The organism is Haloarcula sp. R1-2 (assembly GCF_011627385.1).
Lineage (GTDB): Archaea > Halobacteriota > Halobacteria > Halobacteriales > Haloarculaceae > Haloarcula > Haloarcula marismortui.
The window spans coordinates 264,446-277,383 of record NZ_JAANTG010000002.1 but is presented as its reverse complement, the minus strand read 5'-3'; the positions used below and the strand labels follow the sequence as shown (position 1 = coordinate 277,383).

Below are 12,938 nucleotides of genomic sequence, written 5' to 3'. Positions count from 1 at the left end.
TACCAACTACGTGCCACGGGACAGGGCATATCGTCGCTAGCTCAGAACGACGGCACGCCGGTCAGTAGTTCGCGGTCTCGGGCGTCTGTGGCGAGTCCGTCGGTCGCAGCAGGTGGACGCGCCCGGCGAGGAACCCCAACAAAAGGCCGGTGAAGTGTGCGATGAGCGCGACGCCGGGGTTCGCGGTCGCGAGCGTGATCGCCGCGGCGACGCCGCCGGCCAGCGCCAACTGGACGCGCGGCGCGAGTTCGAACCCACCGATGACAGTGTCAGTCAGGCGGTTTGCGGCGAGCAGATAGCCAAAGAGCGCAAACACCGCGCCGCTGGCCCCGAGGACGGAGACGTGGCTGACCATCCCAGGAACGAGCGGGCCGACAAGGCTGGCAATCGAGACCTGCGAGACGCCGGCGAGTGCGCCGGTCGAGAGGAAGAAGGCGTGGAATCGGAGCGGCGACGTCCGGCGTTCGAGGACGACACCGGCGAGCGCCACTCCGACGGCGTTTGCGATGAGATGCGACAGGCCAGCATGTGCGTACACGCTGGTGACGAGTGTCCAGGGACGACTGAACAGCGGGGGCGAGAGGGCGAACAGGCTCCGCGGGGCGGTCACCACGCCGACGGCCTGCTGTGCGAGGAACACAGCACCGATGACCGCCAGCGTGACCACGGTTGGGCTTTGTCGCAACGGCTTCATTGTGCCGATATTGTCGCTCTCAACACAAGAAACGCTCGGACAGCCCTCCGTTTCAGAACGCATAGGTGGCATCGTCGCGTTATGTCGCGTATGTCCGAACTGACCGACGCCCTCACCACGGCGTTCGCAGACGAGACCGATGACGAAATCGCACAGACGGCCGCCGAGAACATCGCCGACTTCGCCGAGGAGTACGACGAGGATCTGACGAGCGACCGCGTCACCGACCTGCTCGCGGACGCGCCTTACGACGGGTTCGACCGCCAGTTCAACTGGGTCATCGGCGAACTCGCCGCTGAAAATGAGGACTGCACCGACTCCCGGCCGTTCCGTATCGACGGGTTCGGCGAACTCGCCGCTGACCCCGATATCGGGACCTGAGGGGACATGCCTGGCGGAACCTACACGCTGGTTCTCGAACGGGACACCAGCAGGCCAATCGAGGTCGGCGCGCTGGGCGAAATCGAGTTCCCGGCGGGCTGGTACGCCTACACCGGGAGTGCGCTGGGCAGCGGCGGCTTCGGGCGCATCGACCGCCACCGCGCCGTCGCCGAAGGCGACAACGACACCCGGCACTGGCACATCGACTATCTGCTCGGCGACGCGGCGACGACCATCGCCCGGGTCGTCACGACCGAAGCCGATATCGAATGCGCCGTCGCCAAGCGGGTCGACGGACCGACAGCGGCGGGGTTCGACCGTATCGACGCCTTCGGCTGTTCTGAATGTGACTGTCACTCACACCTGATACACCACGAACAGCAGGAGAAACTTGTCGGCGCGGTGACTGCTGCCCACGAGGCCGCTCAAGAGGAGACAACAGCCGCGACAGAGTAGTCAGGAGATGTGAATCGCGGGCTTGTTCGGTCGCGCTTTTGCCGCGAGGTCGTCGTCGGGTGCGGCCCGCCGGACGACGACGTCACAGCCGAACTCGTCTTCGAACAGCCACGCGGCCTGCTGGAGCGTGTCGAGTTCGCGCTCGCCGTTGATAATCGGTTCGAGCCCTGCCCCGCGGTCGGCCAACCGGTCGGCGAAATCGGCGGCCGTGTCGCCGTGCTGCTTGATACCCTCGTCGGCCATGATTTCGCCGACGATGGCGTCGTCGGGGTCAGACTCGCGGGCGATTTCGTAGGCGCGGTACTTCCAGTCGGCGGCGACGACGAGTTCGATCTCGTTCGGTTCGTCGATGTCGACGACCTCCGTGATTTCGCGCACGTCGTCGAGCGTCCGCCGGACGACCTGCCGCTCGATGCGGTAATCGTCCACGTCACGGAGCGGTTCGGGCCACCGGCTCTCGGCGACGAGGCCGTCCTCGTCGAGCAGCTGCCACATCTCCTCGGCGAGGAACGGCGCGATCGGGGCAACTAGGCCAGCGAGCACACGCAAGCCGCGGCTGTAGGCGAACTGGTAGGGACGGTCGTAGCCCGCGTAGCGCCCCAGTAGGCGGGCGAAGCGCTGTATCTCGCCGATAACGCGATGGAAGCGAAAGCGGTCGTACTCCTCGGTAACGGCCGCGATAGTCCGGTCGATTTCCCGCTCTAAGTACGTGTCGTGGTCGGTGCTCTCGGTCCGTGTCTCCGTTCGGTCGGTGTATTCCGTGACAAGGCGATACAGCGTCTGCTGGAAGTCGTAGGCCGTGGAGACGTCCTTCACGGTCCACTCGAAGTCCTGCGAGGGGTGGGCCGCCGAGAGGACAAACAGCCGCGTCGTCTCGGCCCCGTACTCGTGGGGCGCGATGTCGTTGCCCTTCGATTTGGACATCTTCTCGCCGCTGTGAAGCACCGTCCCCTGATTGATGAGTCGCTCGACCGGTTCTTCCCGGTCCAGCAGGCCGATGTCCGACAGCGCGCGGGTGAAAAAGCGTATATAGAGGAGGTGCAGCACTGCGTGTTCCTCGCCGCCGACGTACACGTCGACCGGGAGCCACTCGTCGGCGGTTTTCTGGTCGAAGGGCGCGTCCGCGAAGTGCGGCGAGAGATACCTGAGGAAGTACCACGAGGAGTCGACAAACGTGTCCATCGTGTCCGTCTCCCGCACCGCGTCGGCCCCGCAGTCGGGACAGCTCGTCTGTTTCCACTCCTCTGCGGCGTCGAGTGGGTTCCCCGTCGTCTGGACGTAGTCGGGCAGTTCCACCGGGAGGTCCTCCTCGGGGACCGGAACGTGACCGCAGTCGTCGCAGTGGACGATGGGGATCGGCGTCCCCCAGTAGCGCTGCCGCGAGATGAGCCAGTCCCGCAGGCGGTAGGTCACCGCGGACTCGGCGGCCTCGTGCTCGCGCAGGCGCTCGCGGGCGGCGGAACTGGCGAGGCCGTCGTACTCGCCACTGTCCATGAGCATCCCGTCGCCGGTGTAGGGTGCGTGTGGCAGGTCCGTTCCGCTGCCGTCGACCGGTTCGACAGCCTGCTCGACGGGCAGGTCGTGTTCGTCGGCGAAGGCGTGGTCCTGTTCGTTGTGAGCCGGCACGCCCATCACCGCACCCGTGCCCACGTCGTCAAGCACGTACGCGGCAACGTACACCGGCAGTTCCTCGCCGGTGTAGGGGTGGGTCGCGGTGAGGTCCGTCTCGACGCCGCTCATCCCGGCGTCATCCGTGCTCGCCACTGATTCCACGTAGTCGGCGACGGCGTCGTCCGTCTCGGCCAGCGCTCGCGCGAGGTCGTGGCCCGGCGACAGCGCCAGATATGTCGCGCCATATACCGTGTCGAGCCGCGTCGTGAACGCCTCAACGGTCCCGTGGTCGTCGTGACCGACTGAGAAGGCGACGCGAGCACCTTCTTGTCGACCGATCCAGTTGCGCTGGCTGTCCCGAACGCCGTCGGGCCACCCCTCCAGATCGTCCAGTCCGTGATACAGCTCCTCGGCGTAGTCGGTGATGGCGAAGAACCACTGGTCGAGGTCTCGCTGCTCGACGTCCGTTCCACAGCGCCAGCAGACACCGCCACCGTGGGTGTGGCTGTGGCCAGTGCCAGCAGTCGTTTCGCCTTCATCGGCTTCCGGCGGCGTTTCGACCTGCGCGTCAGCAAGCACTGTCTCACAGTCCGGACACCAGTTCACCGTCGCCGCGCCGTAGTCGACCAGCCCCTCATCGTAGAACTGGGTGAACAGCCACTGGTTCCACTGGTAGTAGTCGGGGTCGCAGGTAGTGATTTCCCGGGACCAGTCGTAGCCAAAGCCCATCTCCCGGAGGTCGTCTTTCATCTGGTCGATACAGGTTCGGGTCCAGGATTCGGGGTCAGTGTCCCGTTTGTAGGCCGCGTTCTCCGCCGGCAGGCCGAAGGCGTCCCACCCCATCGGGTGAAGCACCTCGTCACCGGCCATCCGCCGATACCGGGCGTAGGCGTCGGTAATGGCGTAGTTTCTGATGTGTCCCATATGCAACGAGCCGGAGGTGTAGGGAAACATTCCCAGCACGTACGTCGGGTCCGTAGCGTCGGTCGGGCATTCGAAAACGCCCTCTCGCTCCCAGGCCTGCTGCCAGTACTCCTGAACCCGAGCGTGGTCATATCGGCGCGACATTTGCTATCTCGTCCTGTGCTTGCCGCGCACATCAGTGTTCGGCTAGAAAAGGTGGCGAGTCGTAGTGAGACAGTGGTTGTGTACAGCCAGAAAGCCCCGGCTGTCATCGGACGCGCAGCGTCCGATTGCCCGCGAGAGCGAAGCTCTCGCCCTGGCTGAACTCGGGGGCCTCGCTGCGGTCCTCACTGCGTTGCGGTCCTTGCTTCGTCCGCCGTCGTTCAGCCAGCCGCCCCTTTCAGTCCCACCCAGCATAGTTTGGGCAACCATCTACGGGTGGGACTGAAAGGGGCTGCCGTCTCGGCGAACCCCGACGACGCAAGCACCTACCGGAGCGTCGTTCGAGAGAGCGAAGCTCTCTCGTGATCACGAAAATCTCCGGTTTTCGGACGACAGCGAGTCGCGGGAGCCGAGACGGCAGGGGCTTTCTGGCTGTTCGCATTCGATCAACAGCTGCGGGCAGAAACAAGTCCAGAGAAGGTTGTGTCTAGCTCATTCCTCGCCGGACTCGTAGTGGTCACCGGCGGCTTCCGGCAGGCGGGTCTTGCCCACCAGAGCGAGCACGACGATGACGGCGACGAACGGAATCGTCTGGACCAGCGAATCGGGGACGGCGATGACATCGGCCGTCTGGAGACGCAACTGGACGGCGTCAAGGCCGGCAAACAGCGTGGTCGATAGCAGCGCGCCGACCGGATTGTAGTTGCCGAACAGATACGCGACGATGGCGATGAATCCCTTGCCGTTGACCATCGTCGGGCCGTTCCCGGTGAACTGACCGATGTTGATCGCCAACGCGGCCCCACCCATGCCGGAGAAGACACCGGAGAGGAGCACGGCGGCGTAGCGGACGCGAGACACATCAACGCCGGCGGTGTCAAGCGCCTTCGGGTTCTCGCCGGCGGCCCGGACCCAGCGGCCGAACGTGGTTCGGTTCAGGACGTACCACGACGCCGCCACGGCGAGGAACATGATGTAGACCGCGGGCGAGGCGTCAAACAGCGCGCCGAAGAACGGGATCTCGGCCAGCGTCGGAACGGTTATTGTGTCGAAAGTCCCGACGCTGCTGGTGTTTGGCCCGCCGTAGAACACCTGCGAGGCGAACGGCGCAAGTCCGAGTGCGATGAGCCAGACCGCCAGCCCAGCGATAATCTGATCGGCGCGGAACTCGATGCAGACAACGGCGAACACGCCCGCGAGGAGCGTCGACGCAACAATGCCGATGAGGAACCCGAGCCACAGCGAACCGGTGGCGTCGGCTCCGAAGATGGCTGCGAAGGCGGAGATGATGAGCAGCCCTTCCAGCCCGATATTGATGATCCCACTCTTCTCGGCGAAGATGCCGCCCAGCGCGGCCAGCACGATCGGAACCGAGAGCCGCAGTGTCGATGACAGCGTCGATTTCGAGGCCAGAACCCAGAATATCTGTCCGGGCGTCGACGCCGGCGCGAAGAGCCCGAACCCGGCAAGTACAGCCAGTGTGAGGAACGCTGCGGCGGCGATGAGGACCCGACTCGAAGCCGAGCGGAGTCGATCCATAGCACTGTCGTTAGTCATCAGCACCACCTCCCGCGGTCGTGGTGGCCGGACTGTCTGGCTCGCGTGCTGCGAGCCGCCGGCCGATGATACGGAAGAACTCCGGCATCGCGACGAACAGGATGATCAGTCCACGGAGGACGCCGACAAGCTGTGGCGGCACGTCGGTCGCGAACGCCACCACGTTCGAGCCGGACTTGAGGACGCCAAAGAGCAGCGCGGCGAAGACGGCCCCGATCGGGTTGTTGCCGGCGAGGATAGAGACGGTGATCCCGTCGAAACCGTAGCTCGGAATCCCAGTCTGGAACTTTCCAAGGGTCATCATCACGAATACGGCCCCGCCGATGCCGCCCAGTGCGCCCGACAGCGTGAGCGAGGTCAGGATGGTCCGGGCAGAGTCGACGCCACCGTACTCCGCGGCCGCGGGCTGGATACCGGCGGTCCGCAGGTCATAGCCAAAGGCCGTGTGTTCGAGCAGGTAGTAGACGCCGCCGACAAACGCGAGTGCTATCAGGAGTGCGAGCAGCGAGAAATCCGTCCGCGGGTCAAACAGGATCGAGGGGAACTGTCCCTCAACGGGTAGGGTCGGGGTCTGTGTCGCCTGACTCGTCGGGTCGGCGAAGTGGTTCCGGACGAGATACAGCGTTACCCGGACCGCGACGAAGTTGAGCATGATCGTGGTAATAACCTCGTTCGCGTCGGCGTAGGCCTTCAGCGCGCCGGGTATCGCACCGTAGAGGCCGCCACCGATTGCGCCGGCGAGCAGCCCGAGCGGGATGAACAGAACGAGGGCGATTGTTCCGGAGACCAGCGAGCCGGCCCACAGCACCGTCAGTGCGGCCGCCAGTGCACCGATGATAAGCTGGCCCTGTGTCCCGATGTTGAAGATGCCCGCACGGAACGCTAAGGCTACCGAAAGCCCGGTAAACACCAGTATCGTCGTCTCGCGTAGCGTCGCCGCGAACTGTGCGTTCAGCGGCGACCAGCCGCCGGCGAAGGGATCGCCCAGCGCGCCGAGGAACAGCCGGTTGAACACGTAGAACGGGTCGTAACACAGCGTCGTGGAACCGAACGTGAGGACCGGCGACCGACACGTCGCCAGCAGTCCCGCGGCAGTGACAATAACCGTCCCAACGACGAGAGAGAGCAATAGCGCCGAGACAGCGATGAGAATCCGCTCGCCGACTGAGGTCTGGCCCAGCCTGATGAGTCGCTGGCGGTACTGTGACCACCGGTCGTCCGAGTCCGGTGTCGGCGGGTCGTCCCCGTTCTGCGACGGGCCACCATCGCTCATTGGTGGCCCTCCCCGTTCGCCGCGATGGTCGGGACGGCGTCAGGTTGCTGCCCGGCCATCAACAGCCCGAGCTGTTCTTCGGTCACGCGCTCTGGATCCACGATGTCGACGATCTCACCCTCGTAGACGACGGCGAGGCGGTCCGAAAGGGACTGGACCTCATCGAGGTTCGAGGAGATGAGCAACACGGCTCGGCCCGCTTCTCGGAGCGCGTTGATCTGGTCGTGGATGAACTCCATCGACCCCACATCCACACCGCGAGTGGGGTGGGAGGCAACGACGAGACGCGGGTCCCGAGCGAACTCCCGACCGACAACGAACTTCTGCTGGTTCCCGCCGGAGAGGGACTTCGCGTGGGCGTTGGCGTCCGGTGGCCGAACGTCGTATTCTTCGATAATCTCCTCCGCGTGGTCGCGCGTGTGGTTCCAGTCGATGCGTCCATTCGAGGTGTAGTCGGCCGCGTGCTGGCTCCCAAGCAGGCCGTTTTCGACGAGGTCGAAGTCCATCACCAGTCCACGCTCCTGTCGGTCTTCCGGGATGTAGGCCAGCCCGGACTCGATTCGCTCCCGACGGCTGTCGGTGGTCCGGTCGACGCCGTCGTACATGATTGTCCCCTCATCAGGCATCTGGAGCCCGGTAATCGCCTCGACCAGTTCCGACTGGCCGTTTCCATCGACGCCAGCGATACCGAGCACCTCACCGGCCCGGACGTCAAGCGAGATCCCGTCGACCGCGCGGACGCCCCGGTCGTCCTCCATGACGAGGTCCGAAACCTCAAGGATAGACCGGCCTGGCTCGGCTGGGTCCCGGTCAAGGTCCAGCAGTACCTCCCGACCGACCATCATCTCGGCCAGTTCTTCCCGAGTGATGTCGTCGGCCGGCACTGTCCCGACGTTTTTCCCCTCTCGCAGAACAGTGATTTCGTCAGCAGCCTCCATCGCCTCGCCGAGCTTGTGCGTGATGAAGATAATCGTCTTCCCCTGGTCAGTCAGCTCCTCGAGCACGCGAAAGAGGTCTTCAACTTCCTGTGGTGTGAGCACTGCCGTCGGTTCGTCCAGAATCAGAACATCCGCGCCGCGGTAGAGCGCTTTGAGAATCTCGACGCGCTGCTGGACGCCGACACCGACATCTTCGATTCTGGCGTCGGGGTCCACGTCGAACCCGTACCGCTCAGACAGTTCACGGACCTGTTTTCGGGACTGTTCGCTGTCAACTGTGAGTCCAAGCCACTTGCGGGGCTCGTTCCCAAGCGTGATGTTCTCGGTGACGGTCATCGGATCGACCAGCATGAAGTGCTGGTGGATCATGCCGACACCTTCGTCGATGGCGTCGCGCGGCGAGTCGAACTGCTGTGTCTCGCCGTGCACGTTGACCGTCCCCTCGGTGGGCTGGTAGAGCCCGTAGAGGACGTTCATCAGGGTGGTTTTGCCCGCACCGTTCTCGCCGAGCAGTGCGTGAACCGTCCCCTTCTCGACCGCCAGATCGACATCGTCATTCGCGACTACCCCCGGAAACCGCTTTGTAATTCCATCGAGGTGGACGGCCTGTTCCATACTCTGAGCCGTTACCGTCCCGTTGTTTTAACTTCACGGTTCCACATGTCTGGCAAAAATCTGCGGCAACTGCGTGTGTGGCCGCGGTGGCGCTGTTGTATATTATGTCCAGAAGGTTCCGACCGCAAGGCCGGAATGGGCCGGCAAATCGCTCCAGCAATCCGCCTCAGGCGTTGTCGGGGTCAGTCGGCACGCTGATGTCGCCGTCGATGATGCTCTGGCGAACTTCAGAGACCTCGTCTTTGACGCTCTGTGGGATTTCCGAGCCGAGTTGCTGGCCGTACACCGCTTCGACGCCGTTCTGTTCGAGGCCGAGCGTGTTCACAGCGCCGCCATCGAAGTTATCGTTTGTCGTCGACTCAATGGCGGCGTAGACAGCGTTGTCGACCCGCTTGACCATACTCGCGAGAATGATATCGCTGAAGTTCTCTTTCGTGACCGACTGGTCGCGGTCGACACCGACGGCGAAGCGCCCCGCCTCCTGGGCCGCCCGGAACACGCCAGTCCCGGTGTTGCCGGCCGCGTGGAAGACGATGTCCGCGCCGGATTCGTACATCGAGAGGGCCGCCTCCTGTCCGCCGGAAGGGTCGTTGAAATCGCCGACGTAGGCCGACTGTACCTCGACGTCCTCCTCCGCGTGCTTGACGCCGGCTTTGTAGCCGGCCTCGAAGCGACCGATGAGGTCACCCTCGACACCGCCGACGAAACCGACGCTCGCGGAGTCACCCTGCGTGGATCCGGCTCCAGCCGAGAAGTCCTGAGTGGACAGCTTCGCGGCCATCAGTCCAATGAGGAACGAGCCCTGATGCTCACCGAACACGTACGAGCCGACGTTGTCCGCGTCAACGACGGAGTCAACGATCATGAAGTCCTGCTCGGGGTACTGTTCGGCGTTCTCCGTGAGGGCGTCCGCCTGCAGGAAGCCGATACAGCAGATAAGATCGTAGTTCGGGTTCGAGGACTGTGCGTACTGTTGCTGAAGGCTGCCGAAGTCCTGTACCGCTTCCGGCTGCGACTCATCGTATTCGATGTTGAGCTCGTCTGCTGCCCGGATAGCTCCGGTCTGGGCCTGGTCGTTGAACGACCCGTCACCGAGCCCACCCGTCGCATACACCATTCCGATGCGAGCGGCCGGACCGCTGTCGCCGTCGCCACCGTCCCCGCCATCGCTGTCGGTGTCCCCGCCGTCGCCGCCGCTGCCGTCGCCGCCATCGCCACCGAGGCAGCCAGCTAACCCGATTGCGGTTGCGGTACCAACACTACTGATGAACGTGCGCCTTCGCTGTGACATGTCCCACCAGCGGTGTCGATAGGCGTTAAAGACTTCGGTGTCGCACATTAGCCACATCGGCGACAAATCATGGCAAGGCGGACCGATCACCGTTCGATACCGACGCCGCGGACATTTTATGTACTGGGTGTGAACGGCTGCCAATGACAGTCTGGTCGCGTTCACACAGCAATAACTGGCAGACACCAGCGGGGCTCAGCAGGCGGTGACGACCGTCGTCTTCTGGGCGCTGGTCGCCCTCGCGACGATCACCGGTCTGGTGACAGCCTGGACCCTCGGTGCGAACAGCAACTCACCCCCATTCGCCCCGGCTATCGGTGCGAACGCCATTTCGACGATGCGCGCCGCCTTCCTGATCGGCATCCTCGCCGCGATGGGGGCACTGACCCAGGGCGGGAGCATTTCGGAAACGGTCGGGGCCGGCCTTATCGACGGCGCCACGATCACATCGCTCGCAGCCGTCGCCGGGCTGTTGACCGCGACCGGATTCATGGCGTTTGGCATCTACTCGGGCTACCCCGTCCCGGCGGCGTTCGCGACGACGGGCGCGATGGTCGGTGTTGGCCTCTCGCTCGGCGGCCAGCCGGTGTTTGACACCTACCGCCGCATCGCTGTATTCTGGCTGCTCGTCCCGCCAGTCTCGGGGAGCCTGGCCTATCTCACCGCGACGGTGTTGCGCCGAGACGACATCCCCGAAACCGTCGGCGTCCCGCTGCTGGCCGGCGTTGTCGGCGGCATCGTTGCGAACGTTCAGTTGAGCATCATCCCCTCACCCGCCGGCACCGACCAGGGCTCGCTGGCCGGCTTTGCCGCGATGGTCGCTGGCACGGATATCGCCGCCGTCGCCACGACGCTGCTGGTCGCCGCGGGGAGCTTCTACTACATCCGCCGACAGACCCAGGCCTCCGTCGATAAGGGTATCAAGACCTTTCTCGTCGTTCTCGGCAGCGTCGTCGCCTTCTCTAGCGGCGGGAGTCAGGTCGGCCTCGCAACCGGCCCGCTGGAGAACCTCTACCGCGCCGAACTCGGCCTGCCCGGGTTCGTATTGCTGGCGCTCGGCGCAGTGGGTATCCTCGGTGGCGCGTGGATGGGCGCACCCCGCCTGCTACAGGCCACCTCCCGTGAGTACGCGCAACTCGGCGTCCGGCGCTCAATCGCTGCGCTGGTCCCCGGGTTCATCATCGCACAGGCCGCCATCGCGCTCGGCATCCCCATTTCGTTCAACAACATCATCATCTCCGGGGTCATCGGCGGCGGCCTGGCCGGTGGCTCCGCCGGCGTCTCGCGCCGGAAAATCGGTGTAACTGTCGGGTTCTGGCTTATCACGCTCGTCACAAGCGTCGTCATTGGCTTCGGCGTGTATCAGGTGCTGGAAGCGGCCCTCGGCAGCCAGGTCTGAGAAGAGTAGGGGCGGCCAGCCACGCGCTACCGGACGACCGTTACCGTCACCGGCGCTTCGCTGACGACCGCCGTCGCAACGGTCCCCAGCAACCGCCGGGCAATCTCGTTTCGCGTTCCGCCGTGGCCACCCATCACCACCTGATCCACGTCGACCGCCTCGACGTAGTCCAGAATCGTCTCGGCCGGGTCACCGGTCTCGACAGCCGTTTCGACCTGTTGGCCGGCCTCACTGGCCTGCTGTGACGCCCGGTCAACGAGCTTCGTGGCCCGCTCGTCGGCGGCCGCTTGGCGGTCCGCGTCCGGTTCGAGCACCCCGCCTTCGCTCATCCCCGTATCGAGCGGCGCAACGACGTTCAGAACTGTAATCCGGCAGTCGAACGTCTCCAGCGCGTACGTCAGCGCCTCGTCAGCCAGCGGTGACCCGTCCAGCGGGACGAGGACGTGTGTCGGTGTCATATGTTCTCTCTGGGAGGCGGCTACAAGTAGTCAGGGGCCAGTCGGTGCTTGCCAGATGTGTGTCAAGCCCGTCCCACATGAGTTCGAACCAGTGGAAGACTCGCTTCGCTCGTCTTCCAAGGCTCGAGTCCACTAATCACGACGCTGTCGCTCACGGGTTGTTCGCGACAAGAATAGTCCATCCTGGATTCGAACCAGAACCAGACGTGCTCGCTTCGCTGTGCGCGACTGGCAGGGCCCGAATCAGTAACTACGATTTCGTGGCTCGCGAGTTTGCTCGCCACAGAAATAGTCCATCCTGGATTCGAACCAGGGTCGAAGCCCCCAGAAGGCTTCAGGATTGGCCTCTACCCCAATGGACTGTGTGCACTCTACAGTATCGGGTGCCCCTTTGTAAGCGTTGCGCGATTCGGTCGGACATGAAGCGTGTCAGCAGCCCACACAACACCGCCAGGAGAACAATAGCGTCATGCCTACGCTAGACGGCAAGACATCGACAGCGCTTTTTCGGGGTGCTGTGCACACTCGCGTATGTACGTTGGACGATTTGTCGTCGTCAGTCCCGAGGTCGGTGCGTACCGTGTCTCCTCGCGCTCGTTCCCCAACCGCCAGGCAGTCCAGCGCGACGGGACAGTGACCGTCGAGCCGACGCCAGACGCGCCGGAGACGGACAACCCATACATCTCCTACAACGGCGTCCGCGTCACCGAGCGCGGCGCGGTCGTCGGCAACGGCTCCCACGTCGACCCCATCGCCGAAAAGCTCGAACTGGGCTATCCGGCGCGGGACGCTATCGCGGAGCCGCTCCTGTCGCTCGACTTCGAGAAGGACGACTACGACACGCCGCGGGTCGCCGGTATCGTCGGTGTCGACGCGGCGGACCCGACGACGAACGCCGACGGCCCGGGCGCAGTCATCGGGACCGTCCGCCGGGACGCGCTACTGGTCGAGGAAGTCACCGAGCCGACGCTGGTGGCGACCTACGAGGAGAACAGTCCGACGGCGTTCGACCTGGCCGCGACCGACGCCAGCGATGTGGCCCGCGAAGTGTACGACCACGAGTACGAGCACGCCGTCTGTTCGGCCGGCGTCGCGGGGTCGGCGGGCGAGTTCGATGTAGCAGTGTACAACGGGGAGTGAGCGGATGACCGCGAACGATGGCGGACACAGATACTGAGCTAGGACCGACACTCAAGACCC

At 64.5% G+C, this 12,938-nt stretch carries 11 protein-coding genes; 4 read left to right on the top strand and 7 right to left on the bottom strand.

Annotated features, from left to right (window positions below; all coding sequences use genetic code 11):
- Positions 1-61: 61 nt before the first annotated feature.
- Entirely contained in the window at positions 62-694 is a 633-nt protein-coding gene (locus tag G9C82_RS09480) for a rhomboid family intramembrane serine protease (RefSeq protein WP_049919138.1), read from the bottom strand.
- A 90-nt stretch (positions 695-784) separates the two neighbouring features.
- Between G9C82_RS09480 and G9C82_RS09475 the strand changes: the two genes are divergently transcribed.
- Together G9C82_RS09475 and G9C82_RS09470 are read left to right on the top strand one after the other, a co-directional pair.
- Positions 785-1,075 (top strand): hypothetical protein, encoded by a 291-nt coding sequence (locus tag G9C82_RS09475; RefSeq protein WP_127013964.1) that lies wholly within the window; start codon positions 785-787, stop codon positions 1,073-1,075.
- A 6-nt stretch (positions 1,076-1,081) separates the two neighbouring features.
- The gene (locus G9C82_RS09470) at positions 1,082-1,531 is read left to right on the top strand and encodes a DUF123 domain-containing protein (RefSeq protein WP_127013963.1); all 450 of its coding nucleotides are present in this window, start codon (positions 1,082-1,084) and stop codon (positions 1,529-1,531) included.
- Here G9C82_RS09470 and leuS read toward each other — a convergent pair whose 3' ends face one another.
- The 5 genes from leuS to G9C82_RS09445 all read right to left on the bottom strand — a co-directional run bounded on the left by leuS (position 1,532) and on the right by G9C82_RS09445 (position 9,929).
- Positions 1,532-4,210, bottom strand: coding sequence for a leucine--tRNA ligase (leuS, locus tag G9C82_RS09465; protein ID WP_127013962.1), 2,679 nt, complete (start codon positions 4,208-4,210; stop codon positions 1,532-1,534).
- Between the two features lie 489 nt (positions 4,211-4,699).
- Positions 4,700-5,746 carry an ABC transporter permease gene (locus G9C82_RS09460; RefSeq protein ID WP_004959804.1) on the bottom strand — a complete coding sequence of 349 codons (1,047 nt, stop codon included), beginning with the start codon at positions 5,744-5,746 and terminating at the stop codon, positions 4,700-4,702.
- A 10-nt stretch (positions 5,747-5,756) separates the two neighbouring features.
- Positions 5,757-7,037, bottom strand: a complete 1,281-nt coding sequence (locus G9C82_RS09455) for an ABC transporter permease (protein WP_127013961.1) — start codon at positions 7,035-7,037, stop codon at positions 5,757-5,759.
- Positions 7,034-8,590 carry an ABC transporter ATP-binding protein gene (locus tag G9C82_RS09450; protein WP_127013960.1) on the bottom strand — a complete coding sequence of 519 codons (1,557 nt, stop codon included), beginning with the start codon at positions 8,588-8,590 and terminating at the stop codon, positions 7,034-7,036. Before G9C82_RS09450 ends, G9C82_RS09455 begins: the two co-directional genes overlap by 4 nt.
- A gap of 166 nt (positions 8,591-8,756) precedes the next feature.
- On the bottom strand, positions 8,757-9,929 hold the full coding sequence (locus G9C82_RS09445; RefSeq protein ID WP_127013959.1) for a BMP family protein: 1,173 nt from the start codon (positions 9,927-9,929) through the stop codon (positions 8,757-8,759).
- A 157-nt stretch (positions 9,930-10,086) separates the two neighbouring features.
- Here G9C82_RS09445 and G9C82_RS09440 point away from each other — a divergent pair, with 157 nt between their 5' ends.
- Entirely contained in the window at positions 10,087-11,280 is a 1,194-nt protein-coding gene (locus G9C82_RS09440) for an inorganic phosphate transporter (RefSeq protein ID WP_127013958.1), read from the top strand.
- Positions 11,281-11,306: 26 nt separating this feature from the next.
- Here the strand turns inward: G9C82_RS09440 and G9C82_RS09435 are convergent, their stop codons facing one another.
- Entirely contained in the window at positions 11,307-11,738 is a 432-nt protein-coding gene (locus G9C82_RS09435) for a universal stress protein (protein ID WP_004959816.1), read from the bottom strand.
- A gap of 531 nt (positions 11,739-12,269) precedes the next feature.
- Between G9C82_RS09435 and G9C82_RS09430 the strand changes: the two genes are divergently transcribed.
- Positions 12,270-12,878 (top strand): IMP cyclohydrolase, encoded by a 609-nt coding sequence (locus G9C82_RS09430; protein WP_004959818.1) that lies wholly within the window; start codon positions 12,270-12,272, stop codon positions 12,876-12,878.
- Positions 12,879-12,938: the final 60 nt, after the last annotated feature.